16 protein-coding genes and 2 tRNA genes are annotated in these 18,915 nt (G+C 67.8%); 6 read left to right on the top strand and 12 right to left on the bottom strand.

Features of this window, described 5'->3' with window-relative positions; genetic code table 11:
* Positions 1–609 precede the first annotated feature (609 nt).
* Positions 610–831, top strand: coding sequence for a hypothetical protein (locus tag I0C86_RS06105; protein ID WP_196200211.1), 222 nt, complete (start codon positions 610–612; stop codon positions 829–831).
* 127 nt (positions 832–958) lie between these two features.
* Here I0C86_RS06105 and I0C86_RS06100 read toward each other — a convergent pair whose 3' ends face one another.
* From I0C86_RS06100 to I0C86_RS06075, 6 genes are all read right to left on the bottom strand, one after another.
* On the bottom strand, positions 959–1,753 hold the full coding sequence (locus I0C86_RS06100) for a nitrilase-related carbon-nitrogen hydrolase (protein ID WP_196200210.1): 795 nt from the start codon (positions 1,751–1,753) through the stop codon (positions 959–961).
* 221 nt (positions 1,754–1,974) lie between these two features.
* On the bottom strand, positions 1,975–3,267 hold the full coding sequence (clpX, locus tag I0C86_RS06095; RefSeq protein ID WP_196200209.1) for an ATP-dependent Clp protease ATP-binding subunit ClpX: 1,293 nt from the start codon (positions 3,265–3,267) through the stop codon (positions 1,975–1,977).
* A 212-nt stretch (positions 3,268–3,479) separates the two neighbouring features.
* Positions 3,480–4,145, bottom strand: a complete 666-nt coding sequence (locus I0C86_RS06090; RefSeq protein WP_192764740.1) for an ATP-dependent Clp protease proteolytic subunit — start codon at positions 4,143–4,145, stop codon at positions 3,480–3,482.
* Positions 4,146–4,156: 11 nt separating this feature from the next.
* Positions 4,157–4,798 carry an ATP-dependent Clp protease proteolytic subunit gene (locus I0C86_RS06085; protein WP_407676270.1) on the bottom strand — a complete coding sequence of 214 codons (642 nt, stop codon included), beginning with the start codon at positions 4,796–4,798 and terminating at the stop codon, positions 4,157–4,159.
* A 183-nt stretch (positions 4,799–4,981) separates the two neighbouring features.
* A complete protein-coding gene (gene tig, locus I0C86_RS06080) occupies positions 4,982–6,346 on the bottom strand; it encodes a trigger factor (protein WP_196200207.1) in 1,365 nt (454 codons plus the stop codon).
* 126 nt (positions 6,347–6,472) lie between these two features.
* Positions 6,473–6,546: transfer RNA gene (locus I0C86_RS06075), tRNA-Pro, on the bottom strand.
* A gap of 249 nt (positions 6,547–6,795) precedes the next feature.
* Here I0C86_RS06075 and I0C86_RS06070 point away from each other — a divergent pair.
* Both I0C86_RS06070 and I0C86_RS06065 read left to right on the top strand, forming a co-directional pair.
* Positions 6,796–6,869 (top strand) — tRNA-Gly (locus tag I0C86_RS06070).
* Between the two features lie 257 nt (positions 6,870–7,126).
* The gene (locus I0C86_RS06065; RefSeq protein ID WP_196200206.1) at positions 7,127–7,693 is read left to right on the top strand and encodes a hypothetical protein; all 567 of its coding nucleotides are present in this window, start codon (positions 7,127–7,129) and stop codon (positions 7,691–7,693) included.
* Between the two features lie 24 nt (positions 7,694–7,717).
* Here I0C86_RS06065 and I0C86_RS06060 read toward each other — a convergent pair whose 3' ends face one another.
* Together I0C86_RS06060 and I0C86_RS42970 are read right to left on the bottom strand one after the other, a co-directional pair.
* Positions 7,718–8,149 carry a hypothetical protein gene (locus I0C86_RS06060; RefSeq protein WP_196200205.1) on the bottom strand — a complete coding sequence of 144 codons (432 nt, stop codon included), beginning with the start codon at positions 8,147–8,149 and terminating at the stop codon, positions 7,718–7,720.
* A 398-nt stretch (positions 8,150–8,547) separates the two neighbouring features.
* Complete coding sequence (locus tag I0C86_RS42970) at positions 8,548–8,739, bottom strand: hypothetical protein (RefSeq protein ID WP_230393637.1); 192 nt, start codon at positions 8,737–8,739, stop codon at positions 8,548–8,550.
* A gap of 151 nt (positions 8,740–8,890) precedes the next feature.
* Between I0C86_RS42970 and I0C86_RS06050 the strand changes: the two genes are divergently transcribed.
* Positions 8,891–9,523: a LysE family translocator gene (locus tag I0C86_RS06050; protein ID WP_196200204.1), complete on the top strand. Its 633-nt coding sequence runs from the start codon at positions 8,891–8,893 to the stop codon at positions 9,521–9,523.
* A gap of 505 nt (positions 9,524–10,028) precedes the next feature.
* On the opposite strand, the gene I0C86_RS06045 is transcribed toward I0C86_RS06050, so the two are convergent.
* Positions 10,029–10,187 carry a hypothetical protein gene (locus I0C86_RS06045; protein WP_196200203.1) on the bottom strand — a complete coding sequence of 53 codons (159 nt, stop codon included), beginning with the start codon at positions 10,185–10,187 and terminating at the stop codon, positions 10,029–10,031.
* A gap of 422 nt (positions 10,188–10,609) precedes the next feature.
* Here I0C86_RS06045 and I0C86_RS06040 point away from each other — a divergent pair, with 422 nt between their 5' ends.
* Positions 10,610–11,059: a hypothetical protein gene (locus I0C86_RS06040; RefSeq protein ID WP_196200202.1), complete on the top strand. Its 450-nt coding sequence runs from the start codon at positions 10,610–10,612 to the stop codon at positions 11,057–11,059.
* A gap of 95 nt (positions 11,060–11,154) precedes the next feature.
* On the top strand, positions 11,155–11,772 hold the full coding sequence (locus I0C86_RS06035) for a DUF2625 family protein (protein WP_196200201.1): 618 nt from the start codon (positions 11,155–11,157) through the stop codon (positions 11,770–11,772).
* An 84-nt stretch (positions 11,773–11,856) separates the two neighbouring features.
* Here I0C86_RS06035 and I0C86_RS06030 read toward each other — a convergent pair whose 3' ends face one another.
* The 3 genes from I0C86_RS06030 to I0C86_RS06020 form a co-directional block, all read right to left on the bottom strand.
* Positions 11,857–12,189, bottom strand: a complete 333-nt coding sequence (locus tag I0C86_RS06030; protein WP_196200200.1) for a hypothetical protein — start codon at positions 12,187–12,189, stop codon at positions 11,857–11,859.
* Between the two features lie 78 nt (positions 12,190–12,267).
* Positions 12,268–12,762 carry a hypothetical protein gene (locus tag I0C86_RS06025; RefSeq protein WP_323373486.1) on the bottom strand — a complete coding sequence of 165 codons (495 nt, stop codon included), beginning with the start codon at positions 12,760–12,762 and terminating at the stop codon, positions 12,268–12,270.
* Between the two features lie 53 nt (positions 12,763–12,815).
* Complete coding sequence (locus tag I0C86_RS06020; RefSeq protein WP_196200199.1) at positions 12,816–18,878, bottom strand: RHS repeat domain-containing protein; 6,063 nt, start codon at positions 18,876–18,878, stop codon at positions 12,816–12,818.
* Between the last annotated feature and the right edge of the window lie 37 nt (positions 18,879–18,915).

The raw sequence follows: 18,915 nt of genomic DNA, 5'->3' as shown, positions 1-18,915 counted from the left end.
CAAACTCTCCAACAAAAACTTGGAAAATCAACCCGGCAACAATAAAAACACTTGCTGCCAAAACAATCATTTTGGCACTGGCTTATCAAGCACCCTGTTGAGTTCTCAAAGAACAAACACACACCGATCGCGTCCCAAACTTTGGGCCCGTCCTCGGGGCAACTCGCCCAATCTACCCGGTCGGTGTCGCAGTGTCAAGCCTGAACTTCAGGTTCGATCTGCTTCGCCCGAGTGTCCCCGTGCTGACGCCCACCGTCATCCGGCGTTCGTCATCCGAGGGGAAACCTGCAGACCGGCCGATGGCCGCTTCCGGCACATCTGCCCGGCTCCTGCCGGCCTCAAGTACTCTACCCGGTTGGTCTCGCAATCTCAACCTGAACTTCATCCGGCTGAGCGCACCACCCGTTCCCGTCCTCCGCCGGCAGCTGCCTTCGAAGACCGGAGTGTTCGCGGCCCGGCCGTTCGTCCGGGTTCCCGCTTGCAGAGAGAAAGTTACGCTGCCGGCCCGCTCGACGCAAATCGACGTCCGCCTCACCTTCGGCGTCGCGTTACCCGGGCCGGGCCTGGTTGTCCGTGTCATACCTGGCCGAGCGTGCCAGAGTGGCAACCATGGCCGCATCCAGCGACATCGGCATCGTCGTGGCGCAAGACAGCATCTCGGCTCTCCTGCTACCCATCTGGCAACTGGTGATCGGCGGTTTCGTACTGCTGGCCCTGATCGCGTCGGTGCGTCGGCTGAGCCGGCGGGGCATGTCCCGGATGACCACCGGACTACTGGTCACCGCATCGGTGATCGTCGGCCTCGCCGTGGTCGGGGTACTTCTACAGTGACCCCGCAGCGGCGTCCGACCGCGGCCGCACCGCAGCGGGAACCGCTCGACGGACGGTCGCCCCACTCGACGTCGTGGCCGGCGGTGGACCCAGAGCCGGCGGGTCGACGTCGTAGCCGGCCGTCGACTCAGAGCCGGCGATTGGCCAGGCTGGGCAGCTCCGAGCGAATCTCGTGCAGCCGGTCGAGGTCCAGGTCCACCACCACGACGCCGACGGTGTCGGGCGCCTGGCCGAGGATCGTTCCCCAGGGGTCGATCACCATGCTGCGGCCGAAGCAGGTACGTCCGGGATCGTGATCGCCGATCTGCCCCGCCGCCGCCACGTAGCACTGGTTCTCGATCGCCCGGGCGCGCAGCAGCACCTCCCAGTGGTCCCGTCCGGTGTGCATCATGAACGCGGCGGGTACCACCAGCAGTTGCGCTCCAGCGACGGCCAGCTGACGGTACAGCTCCGGGAAACGCAGGTCGTAGCAGATCGACAGGCCCACCGGTACGCCGTCGACGTCCACCACCACCGGTTCGGTGCCGGCGGCCACGTTCCGGGATTCCAGATAGGAGACCCGGCCCGGGATCTGCACGTCGTACAGGTGGATCTTCCGGTACGTCGCCGCGAGCGCGCCGCCACGGTCGAAGACCAGTGACGTGTTGTACGTGTGCTCCTCGTCCGGGCCGATCTCGTGGAACGATCCCGCGAGCACCCACATCCCGTACTGGCGAGCGGCGGCGCCGAAGAACTCGGCGAACTCGCCGTCCGTCGGCTCGGGGGTCGGCAGCCCGCTCGACGGGCCGAGGTAGTCGACGTACTCGGGAAGGATCGCAAGGTCCGCACCGGCGGCCGCGGCCCTGGCGAGCAGCTCGCCGGCGGCGGCCAGGTTCGCCTTCCGGTCGTCGCGGGCGTTGAGTTGGCAGACGGCGACGCGCATGCCGAGAGCCTACGGCGACGGGGTACGGGTGACCAGGCTGTCCAACAGCCCACGATGGATGGTGGGCGGGTGGACCCGTGGGAACGGACGGCGTCCCACCGCCCCGGCAGGACAGCACCGCGCTACGGCCTACGGTCGGTCCCGCCCGACCAGCAGCGGTCGGGCGGTCGAGCTGACCCGTCAATGCTTCGGGCTGACCCGTCAGGCTTCGGGCCGACCCGTCAGGCCGACCGCTCCTCGCGTTCGCGACGGGCCCGGCGACCGGTGAACTCGCGCGGAACGATCGTCGGGTTGACGTTCTCCAGGACGACGCCCCGGGTGATCAGGACACGGGCCGCGTTCGGGTTGCTGGGGACCTCGTACATCACGGAGAGGAGGACCTCTTCGAGGATGGCGCGCAGTCCTCGGGCACCCGTGCCGCGCAACATCGCCTGGTCGGCGATCGCCTCCAGTGCCGCCGGCTCGAACTCCAGCTCGACTCCGTCGATCTCGAAGAGGCGTTGGTACTGCCGGACCAGGGCGTTGCGGGGCTCGGTCAGGATCCGGACCAGCGCCTCGCGGTTGAGGCTGCGGACGTTCGTGATCACCGGCAACCGGCCGATGAACTCGGGGATCAGGCCGAACTTGAGCATGTCCTCCGGCATGACCCGACCGAAGATGTCGTCGGTGGAACGCTCCGAGACCGATCGCAGGTGTGCGCCGAAGCCCAGCCCGCCCTGACCGGTCCGCGCCTCGATGATCTGGTCCAGCCCGGCGAACGCGCCCCCGCAGATGAACAGCACGTTTGTGGTGTCGATCTGGATGAACTCCTGGTGCGGGTGCTTACGACCGCCCTGCGGCGGCACGTTCGCCACCGTGCCTTCCAGGATCTTGAGCAGCGCCTGCTGCACGCCCTCGCCCGAGACGTCCCGGGTGATCGACGGGTTCTCCGACTTGCGGGCGATCTTGTCGACCTCGTCGATGTAGATGATGCCGGTCTCGGCCCGCTTGATGTCGTAGTCGGCGGCCTGGATCAGCTTGAGGAGGATGTTCTCGACGTCCTCGCCGACGTAGCCGGCCTCCGTCAACGCCGTCGCGTCGGCGATGGCGAACGGCACGTTCAGCATCCGGGCCAGCGTCTGGGCCAGGTGTGTCTTGCCGCACCCGGTGGGCCCGATCAGCAGGATGTTGGACTTGGCCAGTTCCACCGCGTCGCCCGAGCCGGGCCCGGCGGCGCCGTCGGCCTGGATCCGCTTGTAGTGGTTGTAGACCGCGACCGCGAGTGCCTTCTTCGCCTGGTCCTGGCCGACCACGTACGAGTCGAGGAACTGGCAGATCTCCATCGGCTTGGGAAGCTCTTCCCACTTCACCTCGCCGGACTCGGCCAACTCCTCTTCGATGATCTCGTTGCAGAGGTCTATGCACTCGTCACAGATGTAGACCCCGGGCCCCGCAATGAGCTTCTTGACCTGCTTCTGCGACTTACCACAGAAGGAGCACTTGAGTAGGTCGCCACCGTCGCCGATCCGTGCCACCTACGTTCTCCCTGCGCTCATCGGCCAGCCCTGGAAGGTCAACTGGCCTGCGGACGGTACACCCCGTCGATCTTCGTGCCGGCCGGTCCCGACCGGCGGTGGCGGTGCAGAACCGACGTTACCCGCTGCGCGAGGTTTCTCCGACCCCCAAAACGGGTGTGTCAGAGGCCGACCGCCGTATCGCCGCCCGGCCGGCCTCTGACCCGAGTTGATCAGCTCGAGGCGTTGGCCGCGAGAAGACCCTTCTTTCGGCTGGTCAGGATGGTGTCGACCAGCCCGTACTCGCGCGACTCCTCGGCCGTCATGAACTTGTCACGATCGATATCACGACGGACCCGCTCAACCGGCTGGTTGGAGTGTCGGGAGAGCATCTCCTCCAGCTGCGTCCGCATCCGCAGGATCTCCCGGGCCTGGATCTCGATGTCCGAGCCCTGCCCGTACCCGCCCTCGGTGGCCGGCTGGTGAATGATGATCCGCGAGTTCGGCAGCGCCATCCGCTTGCCGGGCGTACCGGCGGCGAGCAGCACCGCGGCGGCACTGGCCGCCTGCCCGAGGCAGACGGTCTGGATGTCCGGCCGGACGTACTGCATCGTGTCGTAGATCGCCGTCATGGCCGTGAACGAGCCACCGGGCGAGTTGATGTACATGATGATGTCGCGGTCCGGGTCGGTGCCCTCCAGGGTCAGCAGCTGGGCCATCACGTCGTTGGCCGACGCGTCGTCCACCTGGACCCCGAGGAAGATGATCCGGTCCTCGAAGAGCTTGTTGTAGGGGTTCGACTCCTTCACGCCGTACGACGTGCGCTCGACGAAGGAGGGCAGGACGTACCGGTTGTGCACCGGTTCGAAACCGCCGGACAGCAGGTTCGGGTCAGTCATCGTCAAGCTCCTCAGCTCAGGGTCCCGGCGCCTTCCGGAACCTGGGTGGCTCCGGAAATCACCTTGTCGATGAAGCCGTAGTCCTTGGCCTCGGTCGCGGTGAACCAGCGGTCGCGGTCCGAGTCGGCCTCGATCTGTGCCTGCTCCTGGCCGGTGTGGTGGGAAACCCGCTCCTGGAACATCCGCTTGGTGTAGAGCATCTGCTCGGCCTGGATGGCGATGTCGGATGCCGTGCCACCCATGCCGCCGGACGGCTGGTGCATCATGATCCGCGCGTGCGGCAGGGCGTACCGCTTGCCCTTGGTGCCGGCGCAGAGCAGGAGCTGGCCCATCGACGCGGCCATGCCCATGGCGACGGTCGAGACGTCGTTGTCGATGAATTGCATGGTGTCGTAGATCGCCATGCCGGAGTAGACCGAGCCACCCGGCGAGTTGATCCACAGGTTGATGTCGCGCTCCGGGTCCTCCGCGGCGAGCAGCAGCAACTGGGCGCAGATGCGGTTGGCGACCTGGTCCGTCACCTCGCTGCCCAGGAAGATGATCCGCTCTTTGAGCAGCCGGTTGTAGACCGAGTCGTCGAGGTTGCCAATTGCGTCCCCACCGCGGGCTTCGATCACCCGCAGGGGCATAGCTGAGAAGTCTGAACCAGTCATGGCAGCCCTTCGCTCTCCGTGCCGTCTTACGCCCGACACTAACCGCTGACCGGGGTCGTAACGCCCCTGTCCGGGCACTGTTCGCTATCAGCGCAGTTGCCGCCGGAGGCGTACGCCCAGGGGTTTTGTCCGATCGGGCCCGGCCCGGAAAGGCCCGGGCCCGACGGTCGACCCCCGCGCGGCTCAGTGCTCGTGATCGTGGTCGTGTTCGTGGTCTTGATCTTCACCGCTCGCGGCGCGAAGCTCCTCCAGGTTGACCGGATTGCCCGCCGAGTCGGAGATCTTGATGCGCTCCATCACCATCGCGAGGGCCTTGCCCCGGCGGACGTCGCCGAAGACGGCTCCGGCCGCGCCGGAGCGGACGAGCTGGTCGTAGTACTGCTGAGGAGCCAACCCGGCACGCTGCGCCCGGTGCACGATCTCGTGACCGAACTCGTCGTCGGAGACCTGCACCTCCTCGGCGTCGGCCAGGGTGTCCAGGAGCAGCTGGATCTTGACGCCCTCGGTGGCCGCCTCGGTCAGCTCGGCGTCGATCTGCTCCTCGGTCTTCTCCTCGGAGGTCAGGTACTCCTCCAGGGAGGCGCCGATCCGCTCCAACTGGTCGACCATCGCCTGCTTGCGGTGCTCGACCTCCTCGCGGACGACGCCCTCGGGGGCGGGTACGTCGGCGGCGGCGACCATCTGCTCCAGGGCGCGGTCGCGGGCGGCGTAGATCTGCTCGACCTTCTTCGACTTGCTGACCCGCTCGCGGACGTCGCCACGGAGCTCGTCGAGGGTGTCGAACTCGCTGGCCAGCTGCGCGAACTCGTCGTCCAGGGCGGGAAGTTCCTTCTCCTTGACGGTACGGACCGTCACCGCGACGTCGGCGTCCCGGCCGGCGAAGTCGCCGCCAACGAGCTGCGTCACGAAGGTCTTCGACTCGCCGGCCGAGACGCCGACCAGGACCTCGTCCAGGCCCGGCAGGAGTTGCTTGCTGCCGACCTCGTGCGAGATGTTGGTCGCCGAGCCGCCCGGCACCTCCTCGCCGTCGACGGTCGCCGCGAGGTCGATCTGCACGTAGTCGCCGTCCTGGGCGGGCCGCTCGACGGTCTTCAGCGTGGCGAACCGCTCCCGCAGGCTGGCGACCTGCTTGTCGATCTCGTCCTCGTCGATCTGCAGCTCGTCCACGGTCACCTCGACCGTGGCGAGGTCGGGCAGCGTGATCTGCGGGCGGACGTCGACCTCGGCGGTGAACTTCAGCGAGTCACCGTCGTTGAACTCGGTGATCTCCACCTCGGGCCGGCCCAACGTCTTCACGTCGTGCTCGCGGACCGCGGCGAGAATGTTGTCCGGGATCGCATCCTGGACAGCCTCGTTGAGCACCGTGCCCCGACCGACCCGCTGGTCGATCACCGAGGCCGGTACCTTGCCGCGCCGGAAGCCCGGCACAGTGACCTGCGACCCGATCTCCCGGTACGCCTTCTTGAGGCTCGGCTCGAGCTCGACGAACGGCACCTCGATGGCGAGCCGCACGCGCGTCGGGCTCAGAGTCTCGACGGTGCTCTTCACAGGCGTACTCCTTGACGGATCTCGATCTTTATTCTGGGCCGGATTCAGCCCATCGAGTGTAGGCGAGCCGGCATGGCTGTCCGGCGGCGCGGGGTGACAGGAGCGCCCCGCGACGGCGGACGACAGTCGGGGTGGCGGGATTTGAACCCACGGCCCCTCGCTCCCAAAGCGAGTGCGCTACCAAGCTGCGCCACACCCCGTGGCGTGAAAGAGTGTATGCCGTCCCCTCGGGGTCCCGCCCGCCCGGTCTCCGCACACCGGCGCCGTGTCGTCCCAATCCAGCTTGATCTTGGCGTACGGCGACAGCCGATCTTGCCGTTGGACGGGCGCCCGGAAGTCGGGGTGGTGGCCGGATGAGGCGTCTGGTGGCCGCTCGACGGGATACCGGTATCCACCCGCCGGGGCGACGCGTTAGGCTGTCGGTCGCGTCGCGGGAGACCGGGACGAGCGCGGGCGTAGCTCAATGGCAGAGCTTCAGTCTTCCAAACTGACGGTGCGAGTTCGATTCTCGTCGCCCGCTCCACAGGTACCGGCCCAGGTCAACGGCACTATCGCCGAGCCGGGGCCGTTCTGTTTCCAGCTCCTATCGATCTTGCGGGACATTCACGTGCCAGTAGCGCGCTTCGTGCCGTCCGGCGCCGCCTTCTTCGCTCTCGTAGGGCGCTCCACCTTGTCCCCGTCCGGGGAGGCTGGACGGTCCTACGACTGCCCGACGAGGAGATCCGCTCTCATGGAACCGACGGGCCACGCACTAGCACGCACTAGCTAGCATCCGTTCGCATGACCACGGGGAGTTGCACGACGGAGGTGACCCGGCGACGAATGCCCACCCTCGTCGTCGTCGGGTCCAGCCTGCTGCTGGCGCTGAGCGGCCTGGCACGGTTGGGGCAGGTGGCCGCGGAGGCGGTCAGCCAGGACGCGTACATGGCGGCGCACGAGCGGGTAGGCGCGCCGAGTTCGTTCGCCGCGCTGCCGATGATGTTCCTGATGGGCGTCGGCCTGGTCGTGTCGCTGGTCGCACTCGTCATCCTGCTGCTGGCGCTCGTCAACCTCGTCGGCAGGAACTGGACCCGGATCGTCACCTGGAGCATCGGCGGCGTGACACTGGCGGTGGCGGGGTGCTGGCGGGCCCTGGCCCTGATCCCGGCCCCTTCAGGAGAGGTCCCGGAGGTGACCGATTGGGACAGCGTCGAAGCGGTCGCCGGTCAGCTGATACCCGCGTGGGTTGACCCCGTGGCCGCCGTTACGGGGTTCGTGGCGTCGCCCTCGCTGCTGGTCGCCCTCGTCCTGCTCGCCCTGCCGCCCGCCAACGCCTTTTACCGGCGGCGCCACGTGGTCACCGACTGACCGAGGCTGCCCTTTCAACGGCGGCTAGACACCGGCGGCGCTGGTCCCATCGCCTTCGTTGCGGACCAGGTCGCGGGCAAGTTCGCCGACCAGCACCTTGGGCCGGCGCCGCAGCCACCATGGGTCAGCCGCACCGAACGGCCAAAAGTCCGCACCGTCGTCGACGGTTACCTCGCGGAACTTCTCGTCCAACTGATCCACAATGACTTGCCAGTTCGCCCGCACGGGCTCGGTGAGCAAGGGCAGCGCCTGATCAAGCCAGTCGCGGCAGGTCAGGTCACTCCTGTACTCGTCGACACACCAGTCATAGCCTTCACGGATTTCCTCGATCAGTCCGGACCACCCTTCCACCATCTGAGGAAGGCTGGAGGCCCGTCGCCAACCCCGTTCGCGCAGCACTTCCCCTACGCGTAAGGCAGATTGGTAATCCTCGCGGCTGAGGTTCTGGCCCACCATCGTCCCATCATGCATCCACGGGTCACCTGACCCCAGCCTGACCCAGCGGCACGCGCAGCGGCCATCCCTACCAGAAGCAGCGACTCGTCCACAGCGCGAGGTGAACAGCTACCGGGATCGCGCCACCCGTTCTTCCGGACCAGGGTGACGTGTCAGGCACGTGCCAGTAGCCAGTACCCCGAATGGGCACGAGCGGGCACAACCTGTGACCAGCCCCACGTCCACGAGCAGGCGTTTCGGACATCCGGGCCGGTGATCTTCGTCCTTCCAAATTGACGGTGCGAGTTCGATTCTCGTCGCCCGCTCCACAGGTACCGGCCCAGGTCAACGGCATGATCGCCGAGCCTGGGCCGTTCTGTCTCCAGCTCTTATCGATCTTGCGGGCCATTCACGAGCCATTAGCCGATCCGGGCCGGTACGCCGGCTGGCCCGTCGTCCGGGTCGACATCCTTCCGCCGCTTCCGCATCGCCTTCCTGCTCTTGGGTTGGGCCTTGGCGATCCGGCGGTCCATGCCGGCGGCGATCTCCCGGTCCCGCTCGCTGTTCGCGTGCTGGTAGATGAGCGCGGCCCGCATGCTGGCGTGACCCATCCGGTGCATCAGGTCACGAGTGCTGGCCCCGGTCGACGCCGCCAGGTTGTTGCCGGCGTCCCGGAGGTCGCCCGTTCGGCCTGCTTGTGTCCTAGGTTGCGGTGACGGGCGAGACCTGCCGGGCTGTGGCGACATATGGAATGGTTCTGTCATGCCGATAGATCAGCACCTGCTCGTGGCCTTCACCCTTACCACGATCATCGCGATGGTCAGTCCCGGGCCGGACATGTTGTTCGTCTTAGGGTGTGGGATGCGCGGCGGTCCGCGTGCGGGCCTGCTCGCCACGGCAGGGGTGGCGACGAGCGAGGCCGTTCACGTCGCCGTGGCGGCCGCTGGGCTGGCCGCTCTCTTCGCGGCAGTGCCGACCGCCTTCACGGTGGTGCGGATCGTCGGAGGCGCCTATTTGATCTACCTTGGTGTGCAGATGATTCGGCACCGCAAGAGCGAGCAGAGCGAGTTGCCAGTTGTCGGCGGAGGCATTTCGGGCCGCCGGGCTTATCTCAGTGGAATGTTAACCAACCTACTTAACCCGAAGATGGTCACCTTCACGATTGCGTTCCTCCCACAGTTCATCAACCCACAACTGGGTCAGGTCTGGGCGCAGTTCGCGATCCTCGGCACCATTCTGATCGTCCTGGAGTTTATCGTCGACGGCACGGTGGGCGTGCTCGCAGGGCGGATCGGGGGATGGCTCCGTCGCCGGCAGGCCGCTCGCCGCCGAATCGACACAGCGACGGGAGGCGTATTCATAGGACTGGGCGTGCGACTGGCCGTCGAGCGATGATGCCCCTTCCAAGTCAGACAGGGTTGAGGGACGTCATCCGGCCCGAGTGGACGGAACGCCCGGGGGCCAGTAGCCGATGCCGCCAGCGATCACGAGCGGGCATGAACGCTCAGGGGCGACAGTCGCCGGGAGCAGGCGTTCCGGGCATCACAGCCCGTTGAGCGCGCTCTTCCAAACTGACGGTGCGAGTTCGATTCTCGTCGCCCGCTCCAGAGGTTCCGGCCCAGGTCAGCGACACTTCCGCCGAACCTGGGCCGTTCTGTTTCCAGCTCTCTTTGATCTTGCGTGCATTCGCATGTCAGTGGCGCGCTTCGTGCCGTCCGTTGCCGCCTTCTTCCCCCTCGGCGTTGAGAATCGCCCGCAGCAGCAAGGCGCCAGCGCGAGCGCGGCGCGCCGGCCAAGCACGCTCGGCCTGCTGGCGGCCTCCGGCCGGCGCGGCAACCGGCCACTGGGCCTCCTCGCTCTTCGCCTACGAGTCCCCAGCCCCCGACTACGAAGGTGTGTACTACAGATCGAGCTCAGTGATAAACGCCTCGATGGTTGGTGCCACTTCGACCCACCGCATCTTGCTGTCGAGGTACACCACCGACGGCGTGTCCACCGAACGGCGGAAGTCCAGTGCGAACGGCTGGTCCGAACCGAGGTCACCGAGCAGCAGCGACATTTGTGGATCGATGTCCCCGGTGGGCTGGCGGGATCTGGTGTGCCGATGTAGAGCTGCCGAAACTCGTCGCCGTAATCGATGTCATCGATCCAGCGGGCGTTCCGCCTCATCTGGTCGACAGCCAGGAAGACGGGTCCGTACGCGGGCTCGCCGAACATCCTGACGTAGATGTCGCTGCCGGCAGGCGCAGTCCACCTGCCTTGTCGCGCCACATCGACCAGCGCGGGCGGGACGGGCAGGCCGTCGGCGTGCACCGGCCGATGCTGGTAGCCGAGGCAGGCCGTGACGATTGCTCGGGTGGGAACTGGCGACCGTTCGGAAGTCACGTCGACAGGCTGAGGGCGGGTTTCCAGACCGGTGGGGTACTCACGGCAAGAAACTCCGACACCGCAGCGCATGGACGTACCCAGTATCTTCCCCTCGTGCATGAGGAACCGACGCCGGCAGGGTTCAGCAAGCGCGGGGCAACGTTCGATGACCTCGCTGCTTTCCTCCAACAGCCTGATCCCGGTGGGTACCCAGTCCAGGCCGTACGCGAGTGTGTCTGCCGCTCGTGCGGGGGCCGGTCGTTCGAGGTGGCCCTCATGGAAGAGGAGAGGGCTGCCCGGCGGACGTGCCTCACATGCGGGGAGAGCGAGTTCATCGCCGACAGCGAGGAGTACTGGGACGACGACACCGAGGTCGATCACTACTGTGCCTGCTCGTGCGGCGGTGAAGAGTTCGCGGGTGCCGTCGGGTACTCGCTGCGGGAGGACGGGGATGTCCGGTGGGTCTTCGTTGGCCTCCGCTGTCTGGCCTGTGGTGGGCTTGGCATCTACGAGGACTGGAAGATCAGCTATGGCCCAAGCGCGTTCCTGCTTGACCGGGCCTGAGACTCTTCCGCCTATTGCGAAATCTGTTAGCGCGAAACTTGTTTGCGGCTGGCCCCCCAGAGGCGCATGGATCATCCTCCTGCGAGGCTGAGGAGGTGGAACAGTCTGCGTGGTCCGATATTTCGGCGCTGGTGGCAGCAGCTCCGTATCCGGTGCAGGTGCTGCCGGCCGATCCTCAGCAGGCGGCGGCCTGCCTAGCGGCCTTGGAAATCACGACCAGGTCGTGGCTCGGGGCGGTGGTCGCCAACAGTGGCGGGCTGGTGATCGATCACGGTTGGCTTCGGGTGCTCGGGGGTGGGCACGACGGGCTGCCGGACGTGGTGGCCGAGATGACCCCTGGGGTTGGTCGCCTGGTCGTCGCTTTCGATGTGATGGGCGGGCAGTTCGCGTGGCTGCAAGCGGAGCCGGATGTGAGGCCGACGGTGCATTACTTCGGCCCGGAGGACCTGGCTTGGCAGGATCTTGAGCTTGGGTACGGCGACTGGCTGGAGGCGATGCTCGCCGGCGCCATCACTCAGTTCTATGAGGGCCTGCGGTGGCCAGAGTGGGAAGCCGAGGTGGCCAGCATCGCACTGGATCAGGGGATCAGCGCGTTGCCACCGCCCTGGACCAGGGAGGGCAAGGATCTTTCCGCGGTATCCCGCAAGCCGATCCGGCTTGCTGAACTCGTTTCGGTTCACCAGGATGCGGCGTGTCAGCTCGGCCTCCTCTAGCTTCCGGAACGCCAGGGCATCGGCGAAGGCGAGACATGCTGCCCGGCGGCCACACCTTTCAGATCCTCATCCTGATACCAGCCGCTACTGGTTCCAGAGGTCCTGGCCTTCGCGGCCGGAGGGGTCAAGGGCGAGGAGATCTTCGTAGAGGCCGTTGAGATGTCGTCTGGTGGTGTGGCCAGCAGGGCTGGTCTCGGCCAGTGTCCAGGACGGGAGCTCGGCAGTGGCCTGCGCGTCGTCGTCGAGGTGGTAGAGCATCGCGAACACCGCTCCGTAGGCCACCGCTCGGGCTAGCTGCGTGAGGTCGGTTTGGCTCGCTCCCGCTGCGAGGGCCCGCCTGGCGGCGGGGATGTTCGCGACGCCGTCGTGCCAGTTGTCGATCATCTCAGCCAGAATGACTCCGCCGACAATGTCCATCTGCCACAACCTCATCGGCACCGCCCGCTGCCACAGCCGCGCAATTGTCCGGTGCTACCCGGCCTGCCCCTGGACGGGTCAGGCCGGGTAGTCAGCCGCGCACTTCGACTGTTGGCGGATCTTCCCCGGTGTCATCAGCCGTTCCTCGTTGCTGCCCGCCTGATAGACGTACTCGACATCCTCGGGATTCGCGGTGGCGGGATAGGCCGGAACCTCCGCCACCGCGAACACGTCCTCCACCACGTGGTCGCCGCCGCTGTCGACGTGCAGGGTGACACCGACGAGCTCCGGCAGCCCGATGTTCGACCCGGCCGGCACCGTGGTGACCTGGTAAGCGCTGTCGTCGCCCAGCACGATCCGGCCCTCGGCCACCGACGCGTCGACCGGCTGCTCCACCTTCCAGTAGGTGAACCGGGTCGAGGCCGGATCGGGACTGGACTCCCTACCGAGCGCGTCGTTGTCGTACGCCTCGACCCCGACGATCCGCTCACCGTCGCAGAGCGGCGCGACGATGTGGATCTCCTCCCCGATCCGGGCCACACCGAAGCTGTAGTAGTCATGGCTCGGCAGCACGAACTGACAACCGGAGACCAGCAGCAGGATCGTTCCGGAAACCAGCCACCGGGTCAGGAGAAACAGTGGTATTCCCCGCCCCCGTCGCTGGCGAGTTCCGCCGACATCTCGAACCGGTTGCACTTCTGCCTCAGGATCCACTTGTCCGTCACCTCAGCTCCCAGGTACATGGGCCCGAAGAGCGGCCCGAACCGCTTCCACTGGGCGTCGCGGTGGAACTTCTCGTGCATGGCAAGCTCGGTGCCGACGCTCTGCGGGTTCTTCGACGTCACGAACGTCGTACCGTACATGGTGCCGCCCCTGGCCTTCATCGGAAGCCAGCCCTGCTGACAGACCCACAACTCGTGCCGATACGCGCATTCCCCGCCGGTCAGAATCGCGGCGCCGCGGAACTGCGCACCGGTCTGCTCGGCCTGCCAACCAGCTACGCCCAGCCAGGCCCCCTTGAGGGCGCCCAGCAGCGAATTCCTCTTCCCTCCGTCGCCCTTGTCCTTCGGTTTCGGCCTCGCCGGCGGGTGCGGCGCGGTCGGGGACCGTCCCGCGCTGGGGGACGGAGTCCTCGCCCGCTTCGGTCGCGAGGTCACCGTCCACTTGTTGTTCCTCAACACGAGCCGCTGGTTGTTCTTCCGCCAGTAGGCGTCCTCCTGGGCGCCACCGCCCTCGGTGGCCAGCGGAATGAGACCCGTGGGGTCGCTCAGGGTCACCGGGGAGTTGTTGGCGTAGGAATAGCCGTTCCACTGCTGGGGCTGGTCGGTGTCCTGCAACGGATCGACGGAGACGAACGCACCCAGGTTCGGGTCGTAGAACCGGGCACCCAGCAGAGCCAACCCGTTCGGGTCCTCGACACCACCGACGAAGCCCCGCTGCCCGGCCGACCAACTGCCTCCGGTGCCGCCGGCCCGCCGGGCGCCGTACGGGTCCGCGTACCGGACGGTCTCCACCCGGGTCACGGAGTTGACCGCCCACAGTGCCGTCTCGTGATGGTCGGCGGCGAGCCAGACGACGTCCTTCGTCGCCGTTCCGGTCGACGCCGTACGCGACGCCACCGTGTCACCCCCGTGCTCGTAGTAGCGGGTGGCGGTGGTGGCCCCGCCGGTGACAGTCAACTCGTGACCGAAGACGAACAGCGTCGCCCGGCCGCCCGGGTCGATCCGGGCGATCCGCTGCCCGTCGACGTCGTAGACCATCCGGGTGGTACCGCCGGGGCCGGTGATCTTGGTGAGCTTGCCCTGCGGGTTCCAGTCGAGGTTCTCGGTGACCCCGCCGTACGTCCGGCGCTCCAGGTTCCCGACGGCGTCCCAGTCGTACTTGTCGACCCGACTGCCGCTGGTGACCGTACGCACCGCGTGCGGCCGGGCGCCGTCAGCCGGGCCGTAGCCGTACGAGGAGACCGCTCCGGTACGTCGGTCGGTGACCGTGTCCCGGGACCCGGACCGGTGGTAGGTGTACGACGCCCAGTACGGCGACACGCCGCCCACGTCACCTGCCTTCGGCTCGGCGGCACAGGTGCTCACCGGCTGCGTCCAGGCCTGCGTCAGCCGGCGCAACCCGTCGTACTGGAAACACTGCACGTCGCTGGCGCCGGCCCGCGGCGCACCGTCGTTCTGTTGGGGCACGTTGGCCTGCGACAGCACGTTGCCGACCCGGTCGTACCCGTAGTGCACCGCGGCGACGTTGGTGACCGTGGCGTCACGGTCGAAGTAGAAGTCCGTCAACCGCCTGGTCGGATCGTCGTACACGTACGTCTGGTACGCCTGCGGCTTGTCCTCGACCCCGAGGGTGCGCTTCAGCACCTCCCCGTACGGCGACCAGGTGGCGTCGTCGACGTAGACGGTGTTCGTGCCCGACGGGTAGGCGGTGCCGACCACCCGGGTCGCCCTGCCGAGGTCGTCGTAGGTGTACGAGATCACCTCCCGCTCCAGCCCACCGATCTTGGGCAGGCTCCCACGGTCCGGCGAACCGTCCGGCCGGAAGGTGTAGGTGGCGACATAGGTGCCCGCCACCCCCTCCAGGCCCGGCATGGCCGGGATCACCGTCTCCTCGTCGGCGACCTGGTAGGAGTCGTCGTACTCGGCCACCTCCCGGGTGAACCGGTGTCCGTCGACGATCGTCACCCGCTTGGTCAGCTGCCCCTTGGCGACGGTGTCGTAACTCCACTCGGCGGCGAGTTGACCGTCGACCAGGCGCTTCGCCTCCCGCCCGAGATCGTCGTACTCGGTGCTGACCACCTCACCGAGCGGGTTGGTCGAGGAGATGAGCTGGTCCGCGTTGTTGTAGTCCAGCTTTGTGACGCCCTTGTCCGGGTCGGTGTTCGCTGTCTCCCGGCCGCGCAGGTCGTAGTCGTAACGCCAGATCTCGCCCTGCGCGCCGGTCACGGTGTCCAGGTCGCCCCTGGGCGTGTAGGTGTAGGTGGTCTTGTCGTAGTCGCCGGTCGGGGTGGCGCCGTGGTACTGCCGCAGCTCGATCTTCTGGTCGTGCACGTCGCTGATCGTGCTCGTCGCGGTACCGCCCAGCGGCGGGGTGACGGTGACCTGCCAGCCCCCGGTGGAACCGCCGTAGCCGGTCACGGTCTCCCACAGCAGCTTGTTCGCCGACCAGGTGCCCTCGTTGGTCACCCGGCCGACGCCGTCGTGGCTGAACGTCGTCCGGACCCGGTCGGCGCCCGGGTCGTCCCCGATCAGGTCGGTTCCGGGCGCGCCCGTCCGGTGGTTGGGGCCGGCGCGGTACGCCTCCAGACCACGGTCGTTGTAGCCGGTGGAGGTAACCAGCCGCTTGCCGCCCGCGGCGTCCGTCTGGGTCTGCACGGACCGGTGCAACGAGTCGAGCAGACTGACCTCGGTCCGGTAGCCACCGTTGGGGGTGAGCTGCTTCGTGGTGACCGCCAGCGGCCCGTCGGTACGGAGCAGGTAGCCGAACTCCATGTTCGGGGTCGCGGTCGCCGACCGGCCGGGCAGCCACACCTTGGCCAGCCGGCCGAGCGGATCGCGGGTCAGGACGGTCCGCTTGTCGTTGGCGTCGACGACGGCGGTCGGCTCGGCCCAGGCCGGCTGCAACGTGGTGGTCGTCTGGTGGCCGAGCGGATTGGTGCTGACCGTCTGGGTCACCGGTCCCGGTCCGGCCGGCGTGTAGGCGGTGGTGGTCACCTCACCCCGGGCGTCGGTCTCACTGGTCACCCGGCCCAGGTCGTCGTGGCCCCGCTGCACGGTGATGGCGTAGCTCGGCCCGCCCTCCCAGGTGTCGAGTTCCTCCTCCCGGGTGACGAGTCCCTCGGTCGGCTTGGCGCCGTGCACCTGCGACCCGTCGTGGTACGTCCGGACGTCCGAGACCACGTCGTCCGGCCGGGCCGTTGTCTGGCCGCAGTCCTTGGCCACCGTCTCCACCCGGGAGACGGCTTCCCGGATCCACCTGTCGTCGTTGGGAACGTAGGTGGTGCGGGTGCAGGTCTCGTCCCCCGGACGGCCGGTGTCGCCGAGTTTGGCGACGGTCTCCGGCAGTCCGTCGTTGTTGTAGCCGGTGCGGGTCTCGGTCCGGGCCCAGGTGCCCGGCGCGATCAGCTTGCGGGTCTTCTGCACGGCGGGGCCGGTCAGGTACGCCCGGTCCGTGCCGCCGGAGTGGGCGCGCGTGGCCGTCTCCCGGGTCCAGTACTGGCTGGTCGAGGCCTCGACGACAGTGTTCCCGTCGAGCTTCGCCTCCTCGAGCACGGAACCGGCCAACGCCCGGTGGTCGGGGTAGCTGTTGTTCTCCGAGTCACTCACCCGCACGCTGCGGGTGGAGCCGTCCGGCATCGGCTCGCCGTCCAGCCCACGGTAGAACCGCTTGCGGGTGGTCAGCGGCACGCCCCGGCCGGGCTCTCCCACCAGCGTGGTGACCTGCGGATAGCCGCGCCACTCCTGGTAGGTGCGGTGCTTCTTCTTGGTGAACTCGCTGTCGTCGTAAGCCCACAGCGCCGTGCTGCCGCCCCCGTCGGTGGAGTACTGGTACCGGGTGGTGATCGCGGGCTGGTCGGCGGTGCGGTCGATCTCGGACACCTCGGTGACGACGTACTTGTGGAACCAGTCCAGTTTCGGTTCCAGGTAGCCCGCCGGGGTCCAGTACACCGGATAGCAGCGTCGGGAGTTGTTCTCCAGCTTCGCCGGCACGTCGTTCGTGTCGCAGTCCGGCTCCGAGTAGGTGACATGGATGTCGGCACCCGCCGAGGTACGGATGTTCTGGATCCGCCAGCGGGAGAACAGCGCCGCGCCGGCCAGGGCGTTTGCCCGGTTGACCAGTTCCACCCCGGTGAACCGGATCGGCGGCTCGGTGGTCGTGTCGCCGACGTGTCCGGCGTGGACGACCTCCTTGAGCCACAGGGAGGCCGAACCGGCCACCTTCGGGGCCTTGAACTCGTGGTCCAGGCTCCACGACTCCACATTGGAAAACGACCCGCCGGACCGCACCTGGGTGGTGATCTTCGTGAGCCGCTTGGTGCTGAAGAAGACCGGCGACTGCTTGTTCGTGCACGGTGCCGCGGCACAGTCCCGGTCCCACGGGACGTCCGGCCAGTTCGCGTTCACCGGCTTGCCGTCCCGGTGGCACTCGGACACCAGGCAGCGGTTCCCGGTGCTGAACACCACCTTCGCGCTGGCCGGCACGCTCGGGTAGTCGGCGTGCAGCCCGTACTCGATTGTCGTCAGCTGGCCGCCCCGGGTGTACGACAGCCGGTTGTTCGCGTCGCCGGCCGCGCCGTAGTGCCCGAGCTCACTCGCGTAGGTGTACCGCACCGTGTTGCCGTGCACGTCCACGGCCTTGTCCAACCACCACCGCCACGCCTGCTGGCACGCCGACCCCTTGAAGGTGCTGGCGTGACAGGCCTCGCCCGAGTGGTTGCCGAAGACCGGAACGGTCCACCGCGAGTTGGCGGCGGCCTCGCCCGCGAAGAAGTACCGCGTTCCGTCCGGGGTGGTGACCGTCCAGCGCTCGGTGGTCGCCGCGCCGGCGGACGCCGGGCTGCCGGCCAGCTCGATCTTCCAGTTGTCGTCGTTCCGGGCCCGCCAGACACCCTTGGTGTCGTCCTTGAGCAGCGCCGTGCTGGTGCCGTTCAGCGAGATGCTGATGCTGGCGGACGTACCCTTCCAGCACTGGTCTCCGGTGGAGAGGTCCTTGTTGTTCGGGTCCCGGTCGTCGACCTTCGACCGGTCGTCGGCGCAGGCCGTGTAGGAGCGCTCGATGAAGCCTGGCGCGTAACCCCAGCCGTCGCCGGCCCAGGACGCCTGGTTGTTGGCCCCGGCCATCCGGCCGTCCACCACCTGGGACGAGTAGCCCAACGACACCGTGGGCAGCGGGCCCTCCGCCGGCGGCAGACGCACCGGGATCGAGTACGAGAAGCCGCCGGAACCGGACCCGCCCGTCCACGACCCCGCCGCCTTGAGGTCGGTCGCCGTGTAGTCGCCCTCCTCGGAGGACTCGTCGGCGGTGACCGCGAACACCGCGGACTCGCCGCCCGACATGGCGACCTGGGTCGACAGGGTGCTGGTCACGGTGTTGTTGGTCGCCTCTACCCGCTCCGTACGGCGGCACTGCGCCCGCTCCGGGCTGGTCACCGCACAGGCCGGCAGCCGCAGCAGGTTCAGCCGCTCGCCCCAGCCCGCGCCGTAGAACTGCCGGAACCCGGCGTAGTCGAGGGTGGTCCGCACCGTCCCGGCGTCACCGTCGATCACCACGACCGGGCCGCTCACGCCGAGCCGGCCGGCGTGCTGCTCGTCGAGCACCCGCACCCCGGTCCGCTCGGGGGCACGGGTGCCGGCGACGGCCGAGACCGTCACCGGCAGTCGCCCGGCGACCCCGCGGGCCGGGCGGCGCGGGTCGTCGTCGACGGCCAGACTGACCTGGCCGGCCGTGGGCCAACCCAGGTCTTTCGGTGGAATCCACCGGCCACCGTCGTCGGGCAACGGCGTCCGGTCGACCGGCACCGGCCGGCCCGGCTTCGCCGCGGCCGATTGGATCTTGCGGTCACCGTCGGGTACTTCGGCGGCCTGGGCCAGCCCGGGCGCGGAAAGGGTCGAGGCAGCCATCACCACGGTCGTGCTCAGGGCGATCAGCCAGCGGGGGCGGGAGAGGACAGGGTTCAGCTGCGACATGGCGTCTGCCTCACACGGGTAGGAGCAAGGGGCCGAG

Origin of the sequence: Plantactinospora alkalitolerans, assembly GCF_015690345.1 — a bacterium.
GTDB classification, from domain to species: domain Bacteria; phylum Actinomycetota; class Actinomycetes; order Mycobacteriales; family Micromonosporaceae; genus Plantactinospora; species Plantactinospora alkalitolerans.
The sequence above is the reverse complement of the archived record's forward strand: the minus strand, read 5'-3'. Positions and strand labels throughout refer to the sequence as shown.

What these genes read in the sequence shown, in the direction of transcription:
- I0C86_RS06105 (WP_196200211.1), top strand. Translation starts at nt 610, where the DNA reads ATGGCCGCATCCAGCGACATCGGCATCGTCGTGGCGCAAGACAGCATC.
- I0C86_RS06100 (WP_196200210.1), bottom strand. Translation starts at nt 1,753, where the DNA reads ATGCGCGTCGCCGTCTGCCAACTCAACGCCCGCGACGACCGGAAGGCG.
- I0C86_RS06090 (WP_192764740.1), bottom strand. Translation starts at nt 4,145, where the DNA reads ATGACTGACCCGAACCTGCTGTCCGGCGGTTTCGAACCGGTGCACAAC.
- I0C86_RS06085 (WP_407676270.1), bottom strand. Translation starts at nt 4,798, where the DNA reads ATGACTGGTTCAGACTTCTCAGCTATGCCCCTGCGGGTGATCGAAGCC.
- I0C86_RS06065 (WP_196200206.1), top strand. Translation starts at nt 7,127, where the DNA reads ATGACCACGGGGAGTTGCACGACGGAGGTGACCCGGCGACGAATGCCC.
- I0C86_RS06060 (WP_196200205.1), bottom strand. Translation starts at nt 8,149, where the DNA reads ATGGTGGGCCAGAACCTCAGCCGCGAGGATTACCAATCTGCCTTACGC.
- I0C86_RS42970 (WP_230393637.1), bottom strand. Translation starts at nt 8,739, where the DNA reads ATGGGTCACGCCAGCATGCGGGCCGCGCTCATCTACCAGCACGCGAAC.
- I0C86_RS06050 (WP_196200204.1), top strand. Translation starts at nt 8,891, where the DNA reads ATGCCGATAGATCAGCACCTGCTCGTGGCCTTCACCCTTACCACGATC.
- I0C86_RS06045 (WP_196200203.1), bottom strand. Translation starts at nt 10,187, where the DNA reads ATGTCGCTGCTGCTCGGTGACCTCGGTTCGGACCAGCCGTTCGCACTG.
- I0C86_RS06030 (WP_196200200.1), bottom strand. Translation starts at nt 12,189, where the DNA reads ATGGACATTGTCGGCGGAGTCATTCTGGCTGAGATGATCGACAACTGG.
- I0C86_RS06020 (WP_196200199.1), bottom strand. Translation starts at nt 18,878, where the DNA reads ATGTCGCAGCTGAACCCTGTCCTCTCCCGCCCCCGCTGGCTGATCGCC.